The organism is Okibacterium fritillariae, from assembly GCF_052783725.1.
On the sequence record NZ_CP199917.1, the window covers coordinates 541,426 to 564,328 of the forward strand.

Genomic DNA, 22,903 nt, shown 5'->3' on the forward strand with positions numbered 1-22,903 from the left:
GAACCACCGACGCTCAGAGGGGGCGATGCATGACGTGCAGGCCGACCGGGCCGAGTCGGCGGTGGTCGTAGGCCGCGGGCACGGTGCCGATGATCTCGAAACCCAGTTTCTGCCAGAGCGCGACGGCCGGCGTGTTGCTTTCGACGACGGCGTTGAACTGCATGGCGCGGTAGCCGGCATCCGTGGCCCAGGCGATCGCCCACTCGCCGAGCGCGCGGCCGAGACCGCGGCCGTGCTGCGCCGGGTCGACCATGAAACTGGCGGTGGCCACGTGCGCGCCCCGTCCGGGCCGGTTGGGCAGGACCTTGGCCGTGCCCAGGACGGCGTCGCGGTCGTCGGGGCGCGTCGACACGGCGACGACCACGATGCCGGGCTGCTCGATCATCCACAGCTCTCGTGCGTCGTCGGCAGTGAGGCCCTCGGGCAGGGCGTAGGTTTCGCCGGCCTCGACGATGTCGCGGAAGATCGGCCAGATGGCGGCCCAATCGTCCGAGGTGGCGGGGCGGATGTCGAAATCGCTCACGCCGCACCCTGCGCCTGGTGCTCGATCACGCGGCCCGCGTTGGTGCCGACCCAGCGCAGCAGTGGCACGAGGTGGGCGGCGAGTTCGTGCCCGAGCGGCGTGAGGCTGTAGTCGACGCGGGGCGGGATGACGGGCTGGGCGGCGCGGTGCACGAAGCCGTCGGCCTCGAGCAACTTGAGCGTCTGCGCGAGCATCTTCTCGCTGATGCCGTCAATGGAGCGGCGCAGTTCGCCCCAGCGCAGCGACTCGGCCTCGAGGGCGACGAGCACGAGAACACCCCATTTGCTCGTGACATGGTCGAGGATGGCTCGACTCGGGCATTGCGCATCGAAGACGTTGCCCAGCAGCTGCTGCTGCTCGGCCGTCATGCCGCCGGCGGGTGAGTCGGGCCACACGGTCTGTCGGATGCGCTCGCGGACGTCGTTTTCGCTCATGCGAAACAACTTACCAAAAAGTGGGTACCTGCGGTTGGGAAGCTTCTAGCCTAGCCTCGGTTATAGCACTCAGAGGCTTCCGAACGGAGGCCGGGAAAGGACACCATGACCATCGTCGTCACCGGAGCAACCGGACACCTCGGAAAATCCATCGTCGAACACCTCGTCGCTCGCGGCGTCGCGCCCGCGGACATCGTGGCCGGAGGTCGCAGCACCGAGAAGCTGCAGGCGCTCGCCGACTCGGGTGTGCGCACGGCCGTCATCGACTACACACGCCCCGACACCCTGACCGAGGCGCTCACGGACGCGGATACGCTCATCCTCGTATCGGGCAGCGAAGTGGGCCAGCGTGTCGAGCAGCACCGCAACGCGATCGACGCGGCCGTTGCTGCCGGGGTGAAGCACCTCGTCTACACGAGCGCGCCGAAGGCGGATACGTCGGAGCTCGTCCTGGCGCCCGAACACAAGGCGACCGAGGAGCTCATCCGTGCCTCCGGAATCCCGGCCACGATCCTGCGCAACGGCTGGTACACCGAGAACTACGTCGGCGCGCTGCAGCAGGCGGATGCCACGGGCGTTCTGCTCACGAGCGCCGGCGACGGTCTGGTCTCGAGCGCGTCGCGCACGGATTACGCCGAGGCGGCCGCAGTCGTCGTCGCCGAAGACGGTCATGCCGGCTCGGTGTATGAATTGAGCGGCGATGTCGCCTGGAACCAGCAGCAGCTGGCCGACACGTTCGCCGAGATCTTGGGCAAGCCGGTCGAGCTGAAGTCCGTCTCGTCGGAGGAGCACCTCGCGATTCTGAAGGACGCCGGGCTGGATGAGGGCACCGCGGGCTTCGTTGTGGCGCTCGACGCCAACACGCGTGACGGTTTGCTCGGCGAGACCTCGGGCGACCTCAGCCGCCTGATCGGCCACCCGACGACACCGCTGATCGACGGACTTCGCGCGGCGCTCTAGCCGATTTCGGCGCGCCGTCCCTGTCGCTCTGCGACCCGCGGCGGCGCAGAGCGGGACCACGAGTTACGGCCCCGGTGTTCACACACCGGGGCCGTTCGCCTCGGGTCGCCGTTCGGCTTAGGCCTGAGGTCGCCGTTCGGCTTAGGCCTGGGGTGCCGCCACGCGGACGACCATCTTGCCCGTGTTGGCGCCCTGCATGAGCTGCAGGAAGGCGTCGAAGGTGTTCTCGATGCCGTCGACGACGGTCTCGTCGAAGACGACGTCGCCGTTCTGCAGCCAGGTGCTCATCTGCGAGATGAAGTCGGGGAAGTGACGCGTGTAGTTGCCGACCGTGAAGCCCTTGAGGGTGAGGCCGCGCGTGACGATGTTGGCCATGTTCTTGGGGCCAACGGGCTTTTCGGTGCTGTTGTAGTCGGCGATGGCGCCGCACAGTGCGCCGCGGCCGCCGTCGTTGAAGGCGCCGAGGGCTGCCTCGAGGTGCTCGCCGCCGACGTTGTCGAAGTAGACATCGATGCCCTGGGGCGCCGCCTCTGCCAGCTGCTCGGCCACGGGGCCGTCTTTGTAGTTGAAGGCCGCATCGAAGCCGTACTTCTCGGTGAGCAACGCGACCTTCTCGGCCGAACCGGCCGAGCCGATCACGCGAGAGGCGCCCGTGAGGCGGGCGATCTGGCCGACCATGGAGCCCACGGCGCCGGCGGCACCCGACACGAAGACGGCGTCGCCCTGCGTGAGCTGCGCGATCTCCTTCAGGCCGACGAAAGCCGTGAAGGCCGTCATGCCGAGCACGCTCAGGTAGGCGGAGTTGGGGACGCCGGGGATTTCTTCGACGACGCGGAAGCCGGCGGCGTCGCCCTGCGTCAGGTCGCGCCATCCCTCCTGGTGCACGACGACGGCACCCACGGGCACGTCGTTTGATCGGGACTCGACGACGCGGCCGACCGCGCCGCCCGTCATGGTCTCGCCGAGGGCGTAGGGCGGGGTGTAGGACTTGACGTCGTTCATGCGGCCGCGCATGTAGGGGTCGACCGAGAGGAACTCGTTCGCGACGCGCACCTGGCCGTCTTCGAGGTCGGGCAGCTCGACGGTGACGGTGCGCACATCGTCGGTCGTCGGCCAGCCGCTCGGGCGGCGGACGAGCTGGATCTGGGTGGATGTGCGGGGTGAAGCCATCGGTATTCCTTCGCTACGGGGGTGGTGTGCGGTGTGAACCGCTAGTACGATAGTGAACCGATCGGTACAAAAAAGCAAGAGCGAAATGAGGCGGCATGGGCCGGCAACAAGTCTTCGACACGGTGCACGCCGTCGAGGCCGCGCGCGATCTCTTCTGGCAGCTCGGCTATGAGGCCGTGTCGCTGACCGATCTCGAGCGGGCCACGGGTCTCAATCGCTCGAGCATCTACAACGCCTTCGGCAGCAAGCGCGGCCTGTTCGACGTGGCCGTCGAGAACTACCTTGAGACCATCATCCGCCCGCGCATCGCGCCCCTGCTCGACCCGTCGAATTCGCCGAGCGCAGCCGCCGACGCGCTCATCCGCTACTTCACCGCACTGGCCGAGACCGTTGCCGCCCTGCCCGCGGATTCACCGCGCCATGGGTGCCTGCTCGTCACGGCGGCCCCGGGCATCGCGGGGCAGGACGAGACGGTCCGCCAGGTCGTCGCCGACTATCACTCCGAGCTCGTCGGCGCCTTCACCGCGGCCCTCGAGCGCGCCGGCGGTGCGCAGGCTGGCGAGGTGCAGGTCGCCGCTGCTCAGGATCGTCAGACGCACGCCGACCGCCCGAGCGACCCGAAGTCCGTGTCTCGCGCTCGGCTGTTGGCATCACTCTCCGTGTCGGCGTTCGCACTCGCCAAGGTCGATCGCGGAGAATCGATCGTGCTGCTGCACACGGGCGCCGACTTCGCGACCGAGTGGACCGAGGCGGCGCACCTGCAGCGCTTCTAGAGCGCCTTGCGCATCTGTGCCCGTTTAGAGCGCCTTGCGCATCTGTAGCGATGTGGTCTCGAAGCCCATCGACTCGTAGAGCGAACGCGCCACCGTGTTGAAGCCGAAAACGTTGAGGGCCAACGATGCATAACCGGCGTCGCGTGCCCACTCCTCGGCCGCGCGCATGGTGGCGCGGCCAAAACCTTTGCCGCGCTGAGCCGCATCGATCTCGATGTCCCACACCCAGGCCACGCCGTCGAGACCGTCCGGGTGCGGGCCGACCCACAGCACACCCACGCGTTCACCGTCATGATTCACCACGAGCACCTCGTGGCCCGCGGCGGGCCGGCCGCCCGCGAAATATGTGGCCTGAGAATCGTCCGCACGGCGGGTGGCTGCCGCTTCGTCGTCTCCGGCCGCGATGCGGTGCGCGCGATACTCCGCACGCTGGAGCTCGAGCCAGGCCGGCAACTCCTGCTCGGGGAACGTCACCAATTCAATCGTCATTCCCCCAGTCTGGCATCGCCGACATCCTGAGCCCCAGCTGTGCGATGACGCCGAATGGTCCGCTCGAACGATCCGGATGGACCCTGCGACCGGTCCGCTCGCGCACCGACTTTCTTAGCGTGGAAACATGACCCACACCGGAACACTCGCCTACCCGTCGCCGTCGCACACGCCCGGTCGTGGCGTGCCGTCGCCGAGTTCCTCCGAACGTCGGGTGGCGTCGCCCGCCGGGGCAGGCCGCGCGACATCGGGCGGGCAGTCTCTGCCCCCGCGCCGTTCCCGCGGCCGTCGCGTCGCCCGCGGAGTCGTCGCAGTCCTGGCCGTGATCTACTTGGCGGTCGTCGGTTTCATCACGCTCACGCCCGCGGGGCACGGGGATGCCGTGAGCCAGCTGTCGGGCCGTGCGTTCAGCTTCATCGGCAGCCTGCCCCTGCCGGCCGGTTTTACGAGCGCCGACGCCGAGTTCGCGCTCAACGTGCTCATGTTCGCGCCGCTCGGAGTCTTCGCCGTTCTCCTCTTCGGCGCGCGGGGGTTCTGGCTCGCCGCCCTCGCCGGTCTCGCGCTCAGCGTGGGCATCGAGTGGGTGCAGGAGTTCGTTCCGTCGCGCGTCAGCGACCCGCGGGACCTGTTGGCAAACGGCACAGGCGCGGTCGTGGGAGCCCTGCTGGCCCTGCCGTTCGCCCCGCTGTTTCGCACCCGCCGCCGCTGATGCCCGCCGAGGCTCGCAGGAATCTCGCCGCCGCGAGGACGTGCCCGGCGGCGAGACCGCGCCGCGCCGCTACATGCGCGTCGCGTGTGCCTGGTTCTCGGCTTTGATGCCCTCGTAGTCGCCGAAGAGCGCGTGCTTGGTCATATCGGCGCTCATGGCGCTTCCTTCGGGCGTGCGACCGATCGATTCGGCCAGCGCGCGGATGTGGTGCGGCCCGGCGCCACAACAGAGCCCGACATAGTCGACCCCGGCGGCCACGGCGGCGCGGCCCCAGTCGGCGACCTCGTAGCGGTTGACGGTGAACGGGTCGAGCGCGGTGGGGAAAGCGCGCCCATTGCCGGCCGCCGCGGCCAGCGGGTCTTCGAGCGCCTGGAATGTCTTGTGCTCGTCGGTGGTGCGATAGGGCACGGGCAGCGCCGCGACGGGCACCGATACGGCGGCGCGGATCTCTTCGATGAGCGGCATGATCGTCCACAGCCCGCGGTGGCAGTTGAGGCCGATGACGCTCGCGCCCGCGTCTTCGATGCGGCGCGCGGCGTCGGTGAATGACCAGCCCTCGCGCGTGCGATCGGTTTGGTGGGGCGCGAGCGTGACGACGGCCGTGAGCCCGGCATCGACGATCGCCTTCGTGGCGATGAGGGCCTCGCCCGCGTAGGCCATGGTCTCGGCGACGATGTAGTCGACCCCCGCGTCGGCCGCCCAGCCGATCTGCTCGTCGAAGATGGCGCGGATGAAACGGTCTTCGGCGTCGTCGCCCCCGACGTAGAGGTTGGTGTTGCAGATGTTGCCCGCCGCGATGGTGCCGGTCTCGGCTGCGATGCCCGTGGCGATGCGCAGCGCGTTGCGGTTGAGCGGCTCGAGCAGGTGCTCCTTGCCGATGACGCGCATCTTCTCGCGGTGACCGTAGTAGGTGAACGCCTCGACGACGTCGGACCCCGCGCGCACGAACTCGCGGTGCAGCTCGGCCACCTTCTCGGGATGCTCGAGCACCACCTCGGGCACGTAGGCGCCAGCCTGCACATAACCGCGACGCTCGAGCTCGAAGAGGTAGCCCTCGGCGACGACGACGGGGCCGTCGGCCAGCTTCTGCAGGAGTTTCGATGTGGGTGCCATGGTGCCTCGATCGGTCGGTAGGTCGCGAGATGTCGCGGGGAATCGTGGATCTGCCGAGCGCACACGCACGCCCGGAAGGTGCCGGTCAGTCTGGCAGAACGGCCACCGCGCAGGTCTTGTGTTGCGTTGGATGACGCGAACCCGGGGCGGGCCGGACACGAGAAAGCGCCGACATCCCCATGATGGGTGATGCCGGCGCTCGCCCGTTCGACGGGTCGAAATGAGCCGAAAAGGTTCGAAAAAACCCGAATCAGGCCGCGGTGGTCTGCGGCTTCAGCACGACCTTGATGCAGCCGTCCTTCTTCTCTTTGAAGATGTCGTACATCTCGGCGGCGCGGTCCAGCGGCACGCGGTGGGTGACGAGGTCCTCGACGCCCAGCGGGTCGGCGGGGTCTTCGACGAGAGGCAGCAGGTCGTTGATCCACGCCTGCACGTTGCACTGGCCCATGCGCAGTGCGATCTGCTTATCGAACATGTTCATGAGCGGCATGGGGTCGGCGACACCGGCGTAGACACCGCTGAGCGAGACCGTTCCGCCGCGGCGCACGGCGTCGAGCGCCAGGTTGAGGGCACCGAGACGGTCGACACCCGCGGTCGTCATGACCTTCTGCGCGATCTTGTCGGGCAGGATGCCGGCGGCGCTCTGAGCGAAGGCGGCCACGGGGTTTCCGTGTGCCTCCATGCCGACGGCGTCGACGACCGAGTCGGGGCCGCGACCGTCGGTCATGGCACGCAACGTGTCGAGCACGTCATCCGTGAGGTCGAGGGTTTCGACGCCATAGCGCTCGGCCATGAGTCGACGCTCGGGCACGGGGTCGACGGCGATGACCCGGTGGCCGAGGTGGCGCCCGATGCGGGCGGCGAACTGGCCGACGGGGCCGAGACCGATGACCGCGAGCACACCGCCCTCGGGCACATCGGCGTACTTCACGCCCTGCCACGCGGTCGGCAGGATGTCGCTCAAGAAGAGGTAGCGCTCGTCGGACAGGTCGTGGCCCACCTTGATGGCGTTGAAATCGGCGAGGCGCACGCGCAGGCGCTCGGCCTGGCCGCCGGGAACGCGACCATAGAGATCGGTGTAGCCGTAGAGGTCGGCGCCCGTCTCGGTGTCGGTGTTCTGGGTCGTCTCGCACTGCGTGGTGAGACCCTTCTGACACATGTAGCAGTGACCGCACGCGATGACGAACGGCACGACGATGCGGTCGCCGACCGATAGGTTGGAGACATCGGCGCCGACCTCTTCGACGACGCCCATGGTCTCGTGGCCGAGAACGTCGTCCTTGTGGAGGAACGGCCCGAGCACGTCGTAGAGGTGCAGATCGGATCCGCAGATCGCGGCCGACGTCACACGGATGACCACATCGGTGGGCTCTTCGATCCGGGGGTCGGCCACATCGGTGACGGCGACTTTCTTGTTTGCTTGCCAGGTGAGAGCTTTCATACCCTCTTGTCTACGCGCGTCCGATGCCGCACAACACCGGGTTGCGCGAGCGGATGTCGCGAGTTACCGTCTGAGCGACGTGCCCCCGCGCGAGCGGTCAGCGGTCAGCGGTCGGCGCCAGCTGCGTCGTCGCTCTCGTCGCTCTCCCCGGGGCGCACCACGGCATCGTCGCGGATGTCGATGCGCGTGGGTTTACCGGGCTCCTCGGTCACATCAATGCGGGGATCGGCATCCGATTCGACCGCGTTCGGCGCGGTGGTCAGCTGATCGTGTCGCTTCTCGGCGGCATCCTTGTCCATGGGGGCTCCTTCGTGGGTTCTGCGTATTCTGTCAACGGTCGATGGGCGAGCGCCGGGGATGCGAAGATCGGAGAGAAGATTGCGAGAATTCATACCGATGAATGCGTCACGCGCCACCTCGATTGTTTCGCTCGGTCGTCCGGGCGACAACCCCCTTGCTGCTCCGTCAGATGCCCGAGGCATATCTCCCGCCCTCGACGACCTGGCCCGCGCGGCCGACGAGGCGGCCGGAAATGTGACGGCGTCGCTCGACCTGGCCCGCGGAGTCGGTGACGAGATGCCGACCCCGGGTGATGGCGGCACGCTCGCCCTCTGGGAGGCGCTCGCCACCCTGGCCGCCACGGATGTGACGACGGCACGGGTGATCGAGCCGCATATCGACGCGTTGGGCATCCTCGCCGAGGCGCGCGCCGCCGGCATCGAGGTGCCCGCAGACGTCGCCCCGGCCGACGCGACCTGGGGCGTGTTCGCCGCAGAAGGCCCGGGAGTGAAACTCGAGGCGACACCCGATGCCGACGGCGGCTGGCGCCTCTCCGGCACGAAGCCGTGGTGCTCCCTGGCCGACCGCCTCTCGCACGCTCTCGTCACCGCCTGGTTGCCCTCGGGCGAACGCGGTCTCTTCGCCGTTCCCCTCACCCGCGGCGGGGTGCGCGTGCAGCAGGGCGTCTGGCATGCCGTCGGGCTCGCGGATGTCGCATCCGGCCCCGTCGATTTCGACGACGTCCCCGCGGCCCCCGTCGGCGACGCCGGTTGGTATCTGCGCCGCCCCGGATTCGCATGGGGTGGCATCGGCGTGGCCGCGTGCTGGTTCGGGGGAGCGGTCGGCGTGGCCCGGGCCGTGCGCGAGGCCGCCTCCCGGCGCGAACCCGACCAGATCGGCTTGATGCACGTGGGACGCCTCGAATCCGCGCTCACGACGGGGCGCCTGGCGCTGCGTGATGCGGCCGAACTCGTCGATGCGCGGGCGGGGCTCGCGGCATCCGACCCCCAGCTTTTAGCTGGCAGAACCCGAATGATCATCGCGGATGTCGTGGAACTGGTGTTGGGCGAGGCGGCCCGTGCCCTGGGTCCCGCGCCTCTCGCGCTCGATGCCCGGCATGCCCGCCGTGTCGCGGACCTCTCGCTCTACGTGCGCCAGCACCACGCCGAACGGGACGAAGCCGCCATCGGCAAGGCCGTGCTCGCAGGAGGGGTCGACTGGTGACGTTCACTCATCTCGACGCCGGAACCCCGGAGAGCGCCTGGCTCGAGGCGGCCCCCTGGCAGCGCACGCCCGCATGGTCGCTCGACGGCATCACGCATCTCTTCGTGACGGCGGCTCATCCCGACGACGAGACGTTGGGCGCGGGCGGCGTCATGGCGCAGGCGAGCGCTCGCGGCATCCCGGTCACGGCGATCATCGCGAGCGACGGCGAGGCGTCCCACCCCGATTCGCCCACGACGACGCCCGAGGCGCTGGCGGCCTGGCGGCGGGACGAGGTGGCTCAGGCGCTGGACATCGTGGCGCCCGGCTCGCGTCGACACTTCCTCGGGTTGCCGGATGGTGGGCTTGCTCAGAGTGCGGAACTGGCGGAGCTCATCGCAGGCGTCGTCTCCGGGGTTCTCGGAACGGCCACGGCCACGACTGCGGGCGCTGACGCTGGCCCGGTCGCTGACACTGACACTGACACTGACACCGACACCGGCGTTATCGATGCCGTCATCTTGAGCCCCTGGGCCGGCGACCGGCATCCCGATCACGCGGCCGTCGCGACGGCCAGCGCGCGCGCCGCCGAACGACACGGTCTGCGCGCTGCGGCCTATCCGATCTGGGGATGGCTCTGGTCGGATGTCGAGGGTGACGACATCCCCTGGAACGACGCGCTCGTGCTGCCCCTCTCCGACGAGGATCGTGAACGCAAGCGGCAGGCCATGGCGAGCCACTCCTCGCAGACCGCGCCGTTGTCGGAGCACCCGGGGGACGAGGCCATCCTGTCGGAGCCCTTCCAGGAACACTTCCGCCGCGACGTCGAGATCTTCCTGCCGTCTGTCACCGACAGGGCAACCGTGATCGACACCGAGACCGCGAGCGGGACGGCACCAGACGAGACGGCACCCAGTGAGACGGATGGCGGAGCGGACGGCTCGTTGGGCGCCGACTTCTTCACTGATTTCTATGCAGGCGAACGCGACCCCTGGGGCTTCGAGACCCGGTGGTACGAGGAGCGTAAACGCGCCATCACCCTGGCCTCCTTGCCCGCGGCGCGCTACGCGAACGTGCTCGAACTCGGCAGCTCCATCGGCGTGACGACGGCGCTTCTGGCCGAACGGGCCGACGCGCTGCTCGCCACCGATATCGCCGAGTCGGCGCTCGAGGTGGCCCGCGAGCGACTGGCGGGTCGAGACAACGTCACGTTCGAGCGGCGCACGCTGCCCGGTGACTGGCCTCCCGGTTCGTTCGATCTGGTCGTCGTCTCCGAGGTCGGCTACTACCTGTCGAGCGCCGAACTCGACGCGCTGATCGACCGCATCCTCGGGTCGCTCACCCCCGACGCGACCGTCGTGACCTGCCACTGGCGGCATCCGGTCGAGGAGTATCCGCTCGACGGCGATACCGTGACCGAGCGTTTTCGTGAACGCCTACGCCCGCGCCTCGAGCTCACGGTCACGCACACCGAGCGCGATTTCGTGCTCGACGTGTTCCGCACGGCTCCCGGCCGCTCGGTCGCGCAAGAGACCGGGTTGGCCGAGTGAACGAGCTGTGGCGCGCCGGCGGAGGACGGCGGATGAGTGTCACACACGGCGCTGCGCGACGGCCGCGGTCGATTCGGCGACACGCATGACCGGCGTCGAGCGCGTCGACGGGTTGTCGGCGCACGATTTCTCGCCCGAGCGCACCGGTATCGACGAGGTTTATGTCGTCGTGCCCGCCCGCAACGAAGAGGCGACGATCGCCGCGAGCCTGGCCGCCATCGACCGGTCCGTGCGTGCCCTCGGCGATGAGGCACCGCCCGTGCGCGTCATCGTCGTGCTGGACCGCTGCACCGACGGCACCGCCGAACTCGCCCGGGCGTCGGGCGCGGAGTGCGTAGTCTCGACCATCGGGCGAGTGGGAGGCGCTCGTCGCATGGGCATCGAACACGCACTCGCCGCATCCGTTCGGCGCGGTGACACCCCGCTCGACCGCATCTGGATCGCCAACACCGACGCCGACTCCACGGTGCCGGTGACGTGGCTGTTGCACCACCTGCACCGCGCCCGCTCGGGCTGCGACGCGCTCGTCGGCATCGTCTCGCCCCGGGCAGAGGACCTGACGTCCGGCGAGCTGGTGGTCTGGAAGGCGCGCCACAGCTTCGGTCGCGACCACGAGCACGTTTTCGGCGCCAACCTGGGCGTCCGCGCGAGCGCCTATGAGGCGGTCGGCGGCTTCGAGGACATTGCCACGGGCGAGGACGTGCGCCTCGTCGAAGCGCTGGATGCCTCGGGTGCCAACGTGCATCGGGGGCAGACGCAGCCCGTGCACACGTCGGGGCGCCGCCTCGGCCGTGCTCCGGAGGGGTTCGCCGACTACCTGTCCACACTCGACGACGTGGCCTGCGACTCGCGCTAGGTCGTCAGCCGCGCGCAATCGATGCACAGATCGGCGGCCGGTCGCGCCTCGAGCCGGTCGAAGCCGATCGGCCGGCCGCATCGGCTACAGGTGCCGTAGGTGCCGCCCGCGATCCGCTCGAGCGCGGCGGCCGTCGCCGTCACCTGTCCGCGAAAGGATGCGTCGAGCCCCGACATCCGGGACCACTCCGACGACAGTGTCGGGCCCTCGGGGTCGTGTTCGTCGTCCGCATCCCCGCCCGACCGGGCATCCCTCAGGTCGTGCAAAGACTGGTCGAGCGTGCCGAGTTGCACCAGAAGCTCGCGGTGCTGCGCATCGAGGGCATCGTGCAGCACGCGCACCTCGTCGGGTGTCAGAGGGGCCGTCAGAGCTTGTCCGCCCCGGAAACCCGCCCCGCGCCGCCCTCGGCCAGGTAGGCGAGACGCCGCAGCGCCTCGATGTTGCGCACGTGCAGCGGCGGATCCATGATGAATGCCGGCACGAATTTGCCCGGCCCGCGCACGGCCTTCTCGGTGATGCGCACCACGCAGCCGTCGCCGCGCCGCTTCACGTCGAGCGTGACCTCGGCCTCGCCCATGGGCCATCCGCGAGCTCGCAGCTTGGCGCGGCGGGGCGGGTCCCACTCCATCATCGAGGTGCTGTCGTCGATGAGCACGGGCCAGACCCCGAACGAGTGCTGCAGCTTCGATTCGACGGCCGGCCAATTGGCATCGACGTCGCGCATGCGGGATGCTCCCACCACCCACGAGGGGAAGAGCCATCCGTCGGCGAGCACTTCGAAGACACGTTCCGGCGAGCAGGCGAGGCGGCGATACGTGATTGACATGGCACCATTTTGGCGCACGCGTGGGCGATATTCGAGCGATTGCGCTCACAGCATCCGACCGGGTGCGCCCCATAACGTTTCACAGGTGAGTGATTCTTCATCTTCGATCGATCAGCTCGACGGGCTCGTCGGCTGGGCCGCGCAACTCATCGACACCCTGGGGGCGTGGGGAGTCGGGTTGTTCACGCTGCTCGAGACGGTGTTCCCGCCCATCCCGAGCGAGGTGATCCTGCCGCTCGCGGGTTTCATCTCGCAACAGGGCGAGATGAACTTCGTGCTCGTCATCGTCACGTCCACCCTCGGTGCCTATGTCGGCGCGCTGCTGCTCTACTGGCTGGGTGCCGCGCTCGGGCTCGAACGTTCGATTCGTTGGCTGGCCAAGCTGCCGCTCGTCGACCGTGACGACTTCGAGAAGGCGGCCGGATGGTTCGACCGCCACGGTCGCTCGGCGGTATTCTTCGGCCGCCTCATTCCCGGCGTGCGCAGCCTCATCTCGCTGCCCGCGGGTGCCGAACGCATGAATCTCGTCACCTTCAGCCTCTTCACGGTGCTGGGCAGTGGGCTGTGGAACACACTGCTGATCAGCCTGGGCGCGTTGCTCGGAACGCAGTATCACCTCATCGACCAGTACTCGTCGATTCTCAACTATCTGGTGATCGCGGCCCTGGTGGGCGTGGTCGGGTGGCTCGTCATCCGGCGCATTCGCCGCGGGCGAGCCGAGCGTTCTTCGGGTTAACCCCCACACGGTCGGGGGAGGGCCTCGCTGCCCGCGCGGCCGGCGGCGGGAAGCATGGAAACCGTCGCCCGAGAGGTGAGCCAGCGATAGGCTCGCCGTGAGGACGGCTTCCCGTCCGCCTCACAGAAATCACGCCATGACCTCCTCGCCCGTGCTCCGCTTTCTCACCGCCGCCTTTCGACCCTCGACGTGGCGCGAGTTCGCCTACCTCTGGGGCCTCTTCGGGGTCGCCTGCTTCGGCTGGCTGGTCTTCGTGGCCGTCTTCGCCGCGGGTGCGCCGCTCGCCGTCACCGTGATCGGGCTGTTCGGCACGGCCTTCATTCTGAGCGGTTCTCGGGCCGTCGGTGCCGCCGCCCGTGCGCTGTCGCGTTCCCTGGCCGGCGTCGATGTGCCGGCGCCGGCGCCCTACCAGCGCGGCACGGGTTTCTTCGGCTGGGCCTTCACCCGCTTGTCGGATGCCGCCACGTGGCGTGCCTTCGCCTTCCTCCCCGTCGCGTTCATCACGACCATGTTCGCGACCATCGTCTCGACCGTGTTCCTCGTCATGTCGCTGGGGCTCGCGACGGCCGCGCTCTGGGCGCCGTTCGTCCCCAACGAGCGCGACGGACAGCCGGCCCCGAACGGCATCCAATTCGTGGATGGCTGGGTGGACACACCCGGTGAGTACACGCTCATCGGCGTGATCGGCCTCGTCGTGTTCCTCTTCGTCTGGCCCGCGATGAACCACGGTTTCGCCCGGCTGCACACGCTGCTGGTGCGATCGCTTCTCGGGCGCAGCAACCGCGAACGCCTGCGCGAGGTGACGACGTCGCGCACCGTGAGCGTCGCGACCGCCGACGCCCGCCTGCGCCAGATCGAGCGCGACCTGCACGACGGCACGCAGGCCCGTCTGGTGGGCCTGGCCATGACGCTGGGCGACGCGCGCGATCGGTTGGCGTCCGGGCAGGATGCCGCATCCGTCGCCACGCTCGTCGACAACGCTCATGCCGCCACCAAGCAGGCGCTCGTCGAACTGCGCGACCTGGCCGCCGGCATCCACCCGCCCGCTCTGGACGCGGGGCTCGAGACGGCGCTCGAGACGGTGGCTGCGACATCCGCGCTGCCCGTGAGTTTTCGCAGCAGCCTGCGCGAACGGCCGTCGTCGGTGGTCGAATCGATCGTCTACTTCAGCGTGCTCGAGCTTCTGACGAATGCGGCCAAGCACGCCGAGGCGTCGTCGGCCTCGATCACGCTCAGCCAGCGCGGCGACCGGCTCGAGGTCGTCGTGGGCGATGACGGGCGCGGCGGTGCCTACGTCGGCTTCGGTGAGGATGCCTCGGCCACGGGTCGCGGCTCGGGCCTGCGCGGCTTGCGCGAACGCGTCGGAACCGTCGACGGAACGCTGCTCATCGACAGTCCCGAGGGTGGCCCCACCCGCATCACGCTCGACCTGCCCCTGGCGGCCCTGTGAGCCGCAACGCAACGCTGTTGTCGCCGTCTCGCTCCTTCGACCCCACGGAGAACATCTGATGCGCATCGTCATCGCCGAAGACTCGACCATCGTGCGCGAGGGACTCGTCGCCCTGCTGACGGGCCGCGGCATCGATGTAGTCGCGGCCGTCGGCGATGGCGTCGCGGCGGTCGAGGCCACGCTCGAGTTTCGTCCCGACGTGCTCGTGACGGATGTGCGCATGCCCCCGACCTTCACCGACGAGGGCCTGCGCGTGGCCCTCGAGGTCACCGACAAGGCGCCCGACGTGGGCGTGCTCGTCTTCTCGCAATACGTCGAGACACGGTATGCGCGCGAACTCTTCGCGGCCGGGCGCGGCGGTGTGGGCTACCTGCTCAAGGACCGGGTCGCGGATGTCGCAGCCTTCGTCTATGCCCTGCGCAGCATCGCGGCCGGCAACACCGTGCTCGACCCCGAGGTCGTGACGCAGCTCTTCGCGCCGCCGCGTGCGGTCGATGCGCTGGCGGCCGTGAGCGATCGGGAGCGCGACGTGCTGCGCCTCATGGCCGAGGGGCGCACCAACCAGGCCATCGCGGATGCCCTCTTCCTCACGCCCGGCACCATCGAGAAGCACATCGCCTCGGTGTTCCAGAAGCTCGGGCTGCAGCCCTCCGCCGGCGACCACCGCCGCGTCCTCGCGGTGCTGAAGTACCTCTCCGCCTGAGCGGTTCGTTCTCCCCAGGCCTCTTCGGCGCCCTTCTCTGCACAGGGGAGAGGTGCCCATTCCGTCTGTGCGCGACCGTCGGTAGCGTTCGATGCGAAGGGGGATTCCGATGGCTGATCTACTGATTGATTACGACTCGCTCGACCAGGCGCGGGGGCAGGTGACGCTGGGCGTTACGGGCTACACGTCGAGCTTCGTCTTCGCGGGGTTGGGGTCCGCGGGCGAGATGTCCGAGAGCTCGGTGGGATCAGCCGCGGTGGCGCAGGCTGCGGCCAGCGCGCGTGATGTCTGCGGCCAGGCCGATACGGCGCTCGGTGATTCGGCCACGGCCGTAGCGTCGGCCCTGGCCGCAGCCATCGATGCGCTCAAGGCCACCGATAGTGCTCTGGCCGCGGGCGCCGGTTCAGGGTCGGGCTCGAAACCGGTGGCCGCACAATGAGCGCCCTCTCCGATCTCGACGAGCCCGACAAGGGGGATGTCGCCACCATCCGCTCGGCCGCCGAGCAACACACCGCCGATGCCCAGACCGGTCGCACGCTGCAAACCGTCGTGAGAGCCGCGGGTTCCACGGTCGGCTCATCGAACACGTCCGAGGTCACGGCCCAGACGGCCCTCATGCTCACGGCGCTCGGCGACAAGCTCGAGACCACGGCGGCGAGCCACGAGGCGTGCGCCGCTGCCCTCGGCGCCTATGCCACCGAGGTCGAGTCGATCAAGCTCGAGGCGGGCCTCCTGCGCACGGCGTGCAGCGAGGCGGAACGCAGCATCGGGTCGCTGCGGGTCACGTTGTCCGACCTCTCGCCCTCCACGTTCACGGCTGTGGCCGGGTGGGACAACCCGCCGGCGCGCATCCCCGAGTCCGACACCACGAGCCTGCTGCGCGGCATGAGCGAGACGGATGTGACCGACTTCAACAGCGGTGTCAGCCGATGGGGCACTCTGGCCTCCGAGATCGAGGGCCACCGCGAGTCCTATGCGGCACTCCTGCAGCGGCGGCTCGAGGCCGACGGCGTTGCCGTCGCCGCCCTCAGCGGAACGCCCGTGTCGACGATTGTGTCCGGCGCGCAGGTCGACGGAGCCACGGCCATTGCGGCCTGGGCGACCGTCGACGGGGCCACGTTCGCGGCCGCCTACGCCGACGACCCCCAGGCCGCCGCAGACGCTCTCTCGAAGATGAGCCCCGCCGAAGTGGCCGGGCTGTGGCAGAACCTGCCGCCCGAGTTCGTGGCGGCGCTCATCGCCGCGGCGCCCGCCGTGGTCGGCAACCTCGAGGGTGCGAGCTACACCGACCGCGATCGGGCCAACGTCTCACGCCTGCAGCAGCTCTACGACGAGGCGAAAGCCGACTACGAGGCGATCGTCAACGCCGATGGCCCCTACAGCTACGACGGGGCGCCGGGCGGCGGCGAAGCCTTCGACAAGATGCAGGGCCTGAAGTACCTGCTCGATCGCTATGGCGATGGCCTGGGACCCACCCGCGTTCCCCCGCTCTACCTCATTACGCTCGACAACTCGGCACCGGGTGTGCCGTTGGCCGCCATTTCTGTGGGCGATCTCGACACGGCGAAGTTCGCCACATTCTTCGTGCCCGGCATGGAAAGTAGCGTCTCGTCGAGCGACGACTATATCCGCGCCGCCGAGCGGATGCAGACTGCCGACCCGTCGAGCGCCGTCGTGGTGTGGGTGGATTACGACAGCCCCAATGCCCTCGAGGTGCCCTCCAACGCCCGAGCCGAAGCCGGAGCGGATCGCCTCAGTCGCACACTCGACGGCTACAACGCCTACCGCGAAGCAGCGAATCTGCCATCGCAGCTCAACCTGGTCGCGCACTCGTACGGCACCACGACCATTTCGATTGCGCTCGCCGATAAGGATCACCACGTCGATACGGTCACGTTCCTTGGATCCGCCGGAATTCCGAACGACATCTCGATCAATGATCTGCACGTCGATCCCGAGAAGGTCTTCGTCACGGATGCCGAGCGCGATCGCCTCGCCGACTTCGGCCGTTTCGTCTCGGGCCGCCAAGATCCGGAGCGCACCGGCTGGGGCGCGACGCTCTTCGGCTCAGATGGAACGGTCCTTCCTGATGGAACGGAGCTCGAACCGGCGGACATGCACAACGCTGTCGGAGGGAACGAAAAAGACGACGACCGCAAGTATCTCGGTGTGGACTCTGAGAGTCTGTACAACGTGCAGAACATCATCACCGGACACGAAGAACGCATCACCGAGGGCCGCGCTCCCGTTGAATATGACGCCTACCAGTCGGAAGGCTGGTCGCTGTGATCGGCCGTGCCGGCCGACCTGGGCGGTCTCGGTCTGCGAATCGCGTCGTGACTACAGCGTTCGGTATCGCGGTTGCCCTGCTCACCCTTTCCTCGTGTTCGTCACCCACGCCCGAGCCAACGCCCACTGTGAAGGAGCCCTCTATGACACCCGCAGAAGCACGCGCCGACCTCCTGGCCCGACTCGACGCCGCCCAGCAAGTACTAGGCGGGGAGTGGGTGGCGCAAGACGACACATTGCCTGATCCATGCAACGACGAAGCTGGCTATTTCTACCATGCGTCGCGCACGAGCAATCGGCCAGCCGAAGACCTCGACGCCGTTACTGAAGCGCTGAAACAGGCCTGGAAGGCAGACGGTATGACCGTCGGTACCTCTCAGTTCGACGAGGGACATCGTGGCTTGTCGGGTGAATCGCCCGAGGCGGGAAAGATCAGTTACACCTACTCGGTCGACCGCATCATCTTGAGCGCCGACGGCCCGTGCCGCGACGGAGACTGGCTCAAGATCTACAAAGAGGAGGGTGCCAAGCTTCTCGACACGCCGGCGCCGTAGGCATTCGCCGAGACTCTTTCGGGTCGAACCTGGGAGACGCTCAGTCGAGTCTCGTCCGGTCGGGACAACTTGGAGCCGGACGGCTCAGGTCCGCTCGGGCGGCTAGTCGCCCGAGCGGTTGACGAGCTTCGAGAGGATGATCGCGCTACGCGTGTGGTCGACGTTCGGGGCGATGCGCACCTTCTCGAGGGCCGCCTCGAGGCTCGGGATGTCGCGCGAACGGATACGCACGATGGCATCGGCACTACCCGTCACGGTGCCCGCATCCACCACCTCGGGAACACCCTGCAAGATGCGGCGCAGCTCGTCGGGCGCCACCGTGCCGCGGCAGAACAACTCCACATAGGCCTCGGTCTGCATGCCGTCGACATTCGGGTCGACCTGCACCGTGAAACCGCGGATCACTTTATCGGCCACCAGGCGGTCCACCCGGCGCTTCACCGCCGAAGCCGACAGGCCCACCTCGACACCGATATCGCCATAACTGGCGCGGGCGTTCTGGCGGAGAAGGTCGATGATGCCGCGGTCGAGATTGTCCATCAGGCCAGCCTACGCGGAAATCTTGCGCCAGCGCGACCGATTTTGCTCACATGTTGCGCGGAATGAGACCCATCGGCGCAAGCGTGCGTGACAGACTGGGATTCACGGCGTGCCTGGAGCGACAGCGAACGGGCCTCGAGGACAGTGTCCGCCCCCGATAGGGTAGTCCGCCCGGATCGCACCGACGAACCGGCGCCACCCCGCTTGCACCAGGAGCATCACGTGACCGACACCACGACCACCCCCGACACAGACGCCCAGGCATCCGACACCCGCGCCGGCGCCAGCCGCACGCCCACGCCCCGCACCTACCTCATGTGCCGTCCCGAGCACTTCACCGTGAGCTACAAGATCAACCCGTGGATGGAACCGTCGAACCCCACCGACACGCAGAAAGCCATCGACCAGTGGCAGACGCTCTACGACACCTACGTGGGCCTCGGCCACACGGTTGAACTCATCGACCCCGTCGAGGGCCTGCCCGACATGGTCTACACGGCCAATGGCGGCTTCGTGATCGACGGCACCGCCTACGGCGCCAAGTTCACGTTCGAACAGCGCCAGCCCGAGGGCCCCGCCTTTATGGATTGGTTCGGCCACAACGGCTTCACGGTTGCCCGCCCCGCAGAGATCAACGAAGGCGAAGGTGACTTCCTGTTCGTCGGCGGCGTCATCCTCGCCGGCACCGGGTTCCGCAGCGCCAGCGACAGCCACCGCGAGGTCGGCGAGATCTTCGGCCGCGAGGTCATCACGCTCACTCTGACCGACCCGAGCTTCTACCACCTCGACACCGCCATCGCCGTGCTCGACCCCCGCGATGACGACGCGAACGCCAACATCGCCTACCTGCCGAGCGCCTTTGACGAACGCAGCCTCGCCATCCTGCAGACCCGGTTCCCCGACGCCATCATCGCCGACCCGCGCGACCAGCAGTTTCTCGGCCTCAACTCCATCTCCGACGGCTACAACGTGGTCATCGCCGCCAAGGCCGAGCACTTCGCCCGTCAGCTGCGCGAGCGCGGCTACAACCCGATCGGCGTCGACCTCTCCGAGCTGCTGCTGGGCGGCGGCGGCGTGAAGTGCTGCACCCTGGAGCTGCGCCGCTGAGACACGCCCGCACCCGCACGACCGAACGGCCCGTCCTCCTGGGAGAGGGCGGGCCGTTCGTGTGCGCGTTCGCGTGCGCGGCGGGCGGCGGGCGAGCGTCGGCGCCCGGCCCTGGCGCTAGGACAGCTCCTTGCGGGGCATCACGAGCTCTCGAATGATGAGGATGACTCCGGCGGAGATCGGGATGGCGATGAGCGCACCCGCCAGGCCGAACAGCGTGCCACCCGCGAGGGCCGAGATCAGCACGACCGAACCCGGCACCTGCACGGCCTTGCTCATGACCTTCGGCGTGAACAGATAAGCCTCGACCTGCATGTAGACGAGCATGACGAGCAACACGATGAGCGCCGACACGGGCGACTGGAAGAACGCCACGATCGTCATGATGCACGTCGTGATGATCGTGCCGACGAGCGGGATGAGCGTGATGAAGAAGGCCGCGATGCCGATGAAGAACGCGCCCGGCACGCCCACGAGGGTGAGCAGGATGGTGCTGAAGATCGAGTTGATGAACGCGAGGATCACCATGCCGCTCAGGTATTTGCCGACGTTCTCGAGGATGCGGTTCGTGTAGCTGGCGAACGTGGCCCGGTGGGACTTCGCCACCATGCGGAAGGCGGCCTCTTTGGTCGAGTCATACGTCGCGATGAAGTAGATCGTGAGGATGACGGTGAAGATGCCCGTCGAGACGGCGTCGGCGATGGCCGCTCCGAAGCCCACGACGCCCGAGCCGACGGCCGCCCACGTCTTCGGATCGGCGATGATGTCGTTGATCGACGACAGGGTTTGGCCGAGGAGGCCGTTGGTGGCCGCGTCGACGGTGTCGAACCATCCGGATGCCTGCAGCGCCTCGATCTGCGACGGAATCGACACCGCCAGGCTCGAGATCTGCTCGACCGCGATGGGCACGATGAGCCAGATGACCGCGACGATCGCGGCGACGACGAGCAGGATGACCGTGAACAACGCCCAGCCGCGCGCGAAATGCCGGCGCTGCAACCAGCGGATGAGCGGGTCGAGCCCCACCGTGATGAAACCGGCGAAGAAGATCGAGAAGACGATGGAGCGCAGGTTGTAGAGCGCCAGCCCCGTGACGATGGCCGCGAGCACGCCGAGCGTGACGACATAGCCCCACGCGAAACCGCCGCGGCGGGGCATCTCACCGCCGCGGAGCGGGCCGACGGGGCCCGTTCCGGCTGAGGCCGCGGGCGAGAGCGGCCCACTTGTCTGGACGGCGCCGGCGGTGCTGCTCGACCCGACCGTTCCCGCCGGCGACGCCGCCGCGGACCCTGAATGATCGACGGCCGAGGCGGTTGCGGTGGGCACGGCGGCCGCGGCGGCTGCGGCCCCGGTGGCTTCCGCTGCCCGCAGCGCCGCGTCTCGCGACGACGTGCGTTCGATGCTGATTCGTAGGCGCCTCATGGCTGCTCCGTTCCGGGCGGTGCAGCGGCATCCGACATCCGAAAGCCCGCCCCGCGCTCGTTGGGATCACAGTAGCGCCGAACCGTTCGTCGGTGTCCAAAACCGATGCGATCATCGGCGCGTCGCGACGGCCCTGAGGCTGACCAGGGCCAGGGCCAGGGCCAGTGCCTGCCGGCGACGGCACGCCGGTGCCCGCGGTTGTCAGCGGTGTTCGGCGCGCACGCTGAACGTCTGCACGAGAGGGGGGTTCTGCGGAGTGAGACGGATCTCGACGCGCAGCGCGCCGCGATTGCCGGGCAGTCGCCAGACGAGGTGCGAGGGCGTGGTTGAGGCCTCGCGGGCCATACCTGCCGTGGCCTGCTGCACATCGGGCGTCAGGGGGAGGAGCCCGTCGACGGCGGCGATGGCGCGCGCGATCGCGGCCCGGCGGTTCTCGTACGGCTCGTCGAGGGGAACGTTCTCGGCGAAGATGCGGGCTGCCGCGGCATCCGACCAGTCATGGATGAGTGCGGAGACAGCTCGTTGCGCGGTGCGCGTCTCGGGCCATAGGCGATCGTCGAGCGAGAGAACCTCGGGAGAGGAATCGGCCAGCAGATCGAGCGCAGCGGTCGCGGCCGCCGATACCCGCGAGTAGGTGGCGTTCTCGAAGGCGACGACGCCGAGACCGCGGCTGGGCACCCAGCGCATATGCGCCGAGAAGCCCGGGTAGCCGCCCGAATGCGACACGACGGTTCCGAAGCGCGGATGATGCTCGACCACGAGGCCGAAACCGTAGCCGGCCGGCAGAGCGCTGAAGCCGGGGGCGTAGCGCTGCAACTGTTGCATCTCGCGTCGGGAAGCCCGCGAGAGAGGGGTCGGATGCGACTCGGTCGCCTCATCGAGCGCCCCGAACGCGAGACGCTCGGACGCGAGAGGTTCGGACGCGACGGGCTCCGAACCGGCGGGCCCGTGCGCTGTCGCGCCGCCCGACACGCCATCGGGCAGCATCGGCTCGGCCAGCCAGACGGCCCAGCGGGACAGGTCGGCGACCGTGGAGAACAGCCCGCCGATGGGCGAGAACGCGCCGGGCCCGGTGAACGGCAGCTCCTGCCACGCGCCGTCGAGGAATCGGTTTCCGATCGCCACGCCCGTCACGCCGTCGCTTTCGGCGATCGACACGTCGAACCCCGTGCCGGTCAACCCGAGCGGTTCGAGGAAGCGCTCGCGCACGACATCCCGATAAGCACGGCCCGATGCCTCTTCGATGACGCGGCCAAGCAGCGCATAGCCCAGGTTCGAATAGGCGAACGCCGTGCCCGGGATGCTGTCGAAACTGAGTCCATCGGCGATCAACGCGTCGAGCTGCTCGTTCGTGATCGACTCCTGACGGTCGCCCCAGGGGTCGTCGGTCGGCAACCCGGCCGACATGGTCAGGAGCATGCGCACGGTGGGCACGGGCGCGTCGGCGCTCGGCAGGGGGACCGCGGCGAAACCCGGCAGGAAGCGCGTGATCGGCTCGTCGAGCGCCAGCGCGCCCTCGTCGCGCAACGCCAACAGGGCGGCGGCCGTGAAGCTCTTGGTGCAGGATGCGATGCGGTAAGCGGTGTGCGCATCGGGGACGGTGCCCGCCACCGACCCGTGACCGCCCGCCTGCACGAGACCGTCCGGGCCGAACACGCCCCACACTCCACTCGGAGCCGTGCGCTGGAGGGCCCGCGCGGAGAAGAGCGCGTCGACGGAATCGAGGAGGTGCGGGGTCGGGGCGGTGTGCGAGGTCATCCCCCCATTCTGGTCGAG

The 22,903-nt window shown here is 68.6% G+C and carries 25 protein-coding genes; 13 read left to right on the forward strand and 12 right to left on the reverse strand.

Annotated elements, in window-relative coordinates:
• Positions 1–13: 13 nt before the first annotated feature.
• Positions 14–523, reverse strand: coding sequence for an N-acetyltransferase family protein (locus ACUWEX_RS02595; RefSeq protein WP_445997027.1), 510 nt, complete (start codon positions 521–523; stop codon positions 14–16).
• Positions 520–891, reverse strand: a complete 372-nt coding sequence (locus ACUWEX_RS02600) for a winged helix-turn-helix transcriptional regulator (RefSeq protein ID WP_445997594.1) — start codon at positions 889–891, stop codon at positions 520–522. Before ACUWEX_RS02600 ends, ACUWEX_RS02595 begins: the two co-directional genes overlap by 4 nt.
• 171 nt (positions 892–1,062) lie before the next feature.
• On the opposite strand from ACUWEX_RS02600, the gene ACUWEX_RS02605 reads away from it, so the two are divergent.
• Positions 1,063–1,917 (forward strand): SDR family oxidoreductase, encoded by an 855-nt coding sequence (locus tag ACUWEX_RS02605; protein WP_445997028.1) that lies wholly within the window; start codon positions 1,063–1,065, stop codon positions 1,915–1,917.
• Positions 1,918–2,058: 141 nt separating this feature from the next.
• Here ACUWEX_RS02605 and ACUWEX_RS02610 read toward each other — a convergent pair whose 3' ends face one another.
• Positions 2,059–3,087 carry an NADP-dependent oxidoreductase gene (locus tag ACUWEX_RS02610; protein WP_445997029.1) on the reverse strand — a complete coding sequence of 343 codons (1,029 nt, stop codon included), beginning with the start codon at positions 3,085–3,087 and terminating at the stop codon, positions 2,059–2,061.
• 95 nt (positions 3,088–3,182) lie between these two features.
• Between ACUWEX_RS02610 and ACUWEX_RS02615 the strand changes: the two genes are divergently transcribed.
• Complete coding sequence (locus ACUWEX_RS02615) at positions 3,183–3,860, forward strand: TetR/AcrR family transcriptional regulator (RefSeq protein WP_445997030.1); 678 nt, start codon at positions 3,183–3,185, stop codon at positions 3,858–3,860.
• A 24-nt stretch (positions 3,861–3,884) separates the two neighbouring features.
• Here ACUWEX_RS02615 and ACUWEX_RS02620 read toward each other — a convergent pair whose 3' ends face one another.
• On the reverse strand, positions 3,885–4,349 hold the full coding sequence (locus ACUWEX_RS02620) for a GNAT family N-acetyltransferase (protein WP_079726721.1): 465 nt from the start codon (positions 4,347–4,349) through the stop codon (positions 3,885–3,887).
• Positions 4,350–4,476: 127 nt separating this feature from the next.
• On the opposite strand from ACUWEX_RS02620, the gene ACUWEX_RS02625 reads away from it, so the two are divergent.
• Positions 4,477–5,058, forward strand: a complete 582-nt coding sequence (locus tag ACUWEX_RS02625; RefSeq protein WP_079726722.1) for a VanZ family protein — start codon at positions 4,477–4,479, stop codon at positions 5,056–5,058.
• 69 nt (positions 5,059–5,127) lie between these two features.
• On the opposite strand, the gene ACUWEX_RS02630 is transcribed toward ACUWEX_RS02625, so the two are convergent.
• The 3 genes from ACUWEX_RS02630 to ACUWEX_RS02640 form a co-directional block, all read right to left on the reverse strand.
• The gene (locus ACUWEX_RS02630; protein WP_079726723.1) at positions 5,128–6,171 is read right to left on the reverse strand and encodes a homocysteine S-methyltransferase family protein; all 1,044 of its coding nucleotides are present in this window, start codon (positions 6,169–6,171) and stop codon (positions 5,128–5,130) included.
• 250 nt (positions 6,172–6,421) lie between these two features.
• Positions 6,422–7,612, reverse strand: a complete 1,191-nt coding sequence (locus tag ACUWEX_RS02635; protein WP_445997031.1) for a zinc-dependent alcohol dehydrogenase — start codon at positions 7,610–7,612, stop codon at positions 6,422–6,424.
• A gap of 104 nt (positions 7,613–7,716) precedes the next feature.
• Positions 7,717–7,911 (reverse strand): hypothetical protein, encoded by a 195-nt coding sequence (locus tag ACUWEX_RS02640; RefSeq protein ID WP_079726725.1) that lies wholly within the window; start codon positions 7,909–7,911, stop codon positions 7,717–7,719.
• A gap of 97 nt (positions 7,912–8,008) precedes the next feature.
• On the opposite strand from ACUWEX_RS02640, the gene ACUWEX_RS02645 reads away from it, so the two are divergent.
• The 3 genes from ACUWEX_RS02645 (at position 8,009) to ACUWEX_RS02655 (ending at position 11,500) form a co-directional block, all read left to right on the forward strand.
• Entirely contained in the window at positions 8,009–9,115 is a 1,107-nt protein-coding gene (locus tag ACUWEX_RS02645) for an acyl-CoA dehydrogenase (protein ID WP_445997032.1), read from the forward strand.
• On the forward strand, positions 9,112–10,644 hold the full coding sequence (locus ACUWEX_RS02650; RefSeq protein ID WP_445997033.1) for a PIG-L family deacetylase: 1,533 nt from the start codon (positions 9,112–9,114) through the stop codon (positions 10,642–10,644). Before ACUWEX_RS02645 ends, ACUWEX_RS02650 begins: the two co-directional genes overlap by 4 nt.
• A gap of 85 nt (positions 10,645–10,729) precedes the next feature.
• Positions 10,730–11,500 carry a glycosyltransferase gene (locus tag ACUWEX_RS02655; RefSeq protein WP_445997034.1) on the forward strand — a complete coding sequence of 257 codons (771 nt, stop codon included), beginning with the start codon at positions 10,730–10,732 and terminating at the stop codon, positions 11,498–11,500.
• On the opposite strand, the gene ACUWEX_RS02660 is transcribed toward ACUWEX_RS02655, so the two are convergent.
• Positions 11,497–11,835, reverse strand: a complete 339-nt coding sequence (locus ACUWEX_RS02660; RefSeq protein WP_445997035.1) for a TraR/DksA family transcriptional regulator — start codon at positions 11,833–11,835, stop codon at positions 11,497–11,499. The two genes, ACUWEX_RS02655 and ACUWEX_RS02660, sit on opposite strands and share 4 nt — an antisense overlap.
• 29 nt (positions 11,836–11,864) lie before the next feature.
• Positions 11,865–12,326 carry an SRPBCC family protein gene (locus tag ACUWEX_RS02665; RefSeq protein WP_445997036.1) on the reverse strand — a complete coding sequence of 154 codons (462 nt, stop codon included), beginning with the start codon at positions 12,324–12,326 and terminating at the stop codon, positions 11,865–11,867.
• 85 nt (positions 12,327–12,411) lie between these two features.
• On the opposite strand from ACUWEX_RS02665, the gene ACUWEX_RS02670 reads away from it, so the two are divergent.
• The 6 genes from ACUWEX_RS02670 (at position 12,412) to ACUWEX_RS02695 (ending at position 18,058) form a co-directional block, all read left to right on the forward strand.
• On the forward strand, positions 12,412–13,062 hold the full coding sequence (locus ACUWEX_RS02670) for a DedA family protein (protein WP_234990945.1): 651 nt from the start codon (positions 12,412–12,414) through the stop codon (positions 13,060–13,062).
• Positions 13,063–13,198: 136 nt separating this feature from the next.
• Positions 13,199–14,512, forward strand: coding sequence for a sensor histidine kinase (locus ACUWEX_RS02675; RefSeq protein ID WP_079726730.1), 1,314 nt, complete (start codon positions 13,199–13,201; stop codon positions 14,510–14,512).
• 58 nt (positions 14,513–14,570) lie between these two features.
• Positions 14,571–15,215, forward strand: a complete 645-nt coding sequence (locus ACUWEX_RS02680) for a response regulator (protein ID WP_445997037.1) — start codon at positions 14,571–14,573, stop codon at positions 15,213–15,215.
• 109 nt (positions 15,216–15,324) lie between these two features.
• A complete protein-coding gene (locus ACUWEX_RS02685; RefSeq protein ID WP_445997038.1) occupies positions 15,325–15,654 on the forward strand; it encodes a hypothetical protein in 330 nt (109 codons plus the stop codon).
• Positions 15,651–17,504, forward strand: coding sequence for an alpha/beta fold hydrolase (locus tag ACUWEX_RS02690; protein WP_445997039.1), 1,854 nt, complete (start codon positions 15,651–15,653; stop codon positions 17,502–17,504). Before ACUWEX_RS02685 ends, ACUWEX_RS02690 begins: the two co-directional genes overlap by 4 nt.
• A gap of 143 nt (positions 17,505–17,647) precedes the next feature.
• Positions 17,648–18,058, forward strand: a complete 411-nt coding sequence (locus ACUWEX_RS02695; protein ID WP_143785301.1) for a hypothetical protein — start codon at positions 17,648–17,650, stop codon at positions 18,056–18,058.
• 102 nt (positions 18,059–18,160) lie between these two features.
• On the opposite strand, the gene ACUWEX_RS02700 is transcribed toward ACUWEX_RS02695, so the two are convergent.
• On the reverse strand, positions 18,161–18,598 hold the full coding sequence (locus ACUWEX_RS02700) for an Lrp/AsnC family transcriptional regulator (protein ID WP_077054218.1): 438 nt from the start codon (positions 18,596–18,598) through the stop codon (positions 18,161–18,163).
• Positions 18,599–18,820: 222 nt separating this feature from the next.
• On the opposite strand from ACUWEX_RS02700, the gene ddaH reads away from it, so the two are divergent.
• Positions 18,821–19,705 carry a dimethylargininase gene (gene ddaH, locus ACUWEX_RS02705; RefSeq protein WP_407668723.1) on the forward strand — a complete coding sequence of 295 codons (885 nt, stop codon included), beginning with the start codon at positions 18,821–18,823 and terminating at the stop codon, positions 19,703–19,705.
• A gap of 117 nt (positions 19,706–19,822) precedes the next feature.
• On the opposite strand, the gene ACUWEX_RS02710 is transcribed toward ddaH, so the two are convergent.
• Positions 19,823–21,127 (reverse strand): AI-2E family transporter, encoded by a 1,305-nt coding sequence (locus ACUWEX_RS02710; protein WP_445997040.1) that lies wholly within the window; start codon positions 21,125–21,127, stop codon positions 19,823–19,825.
• 201 nt (positions 21,128–21,328) lie between these two features.
• Positions 21,329–22,885 carry a serine hydrolase domain-containing protein gene (locus ACUWEX_RS02715; RefSeq protein ID WP_445997041.1) on the reverse strand — a complete coding sequence of 519 codons (1,557 nt, stop codon included), beginning with the start codon at positions 22,883–22,885 and terminating at the stop codon, positions 21,329–21,331.
• Between the last annotated feature and the right edge of the window lie 18 nt (positions 22,886–22,903).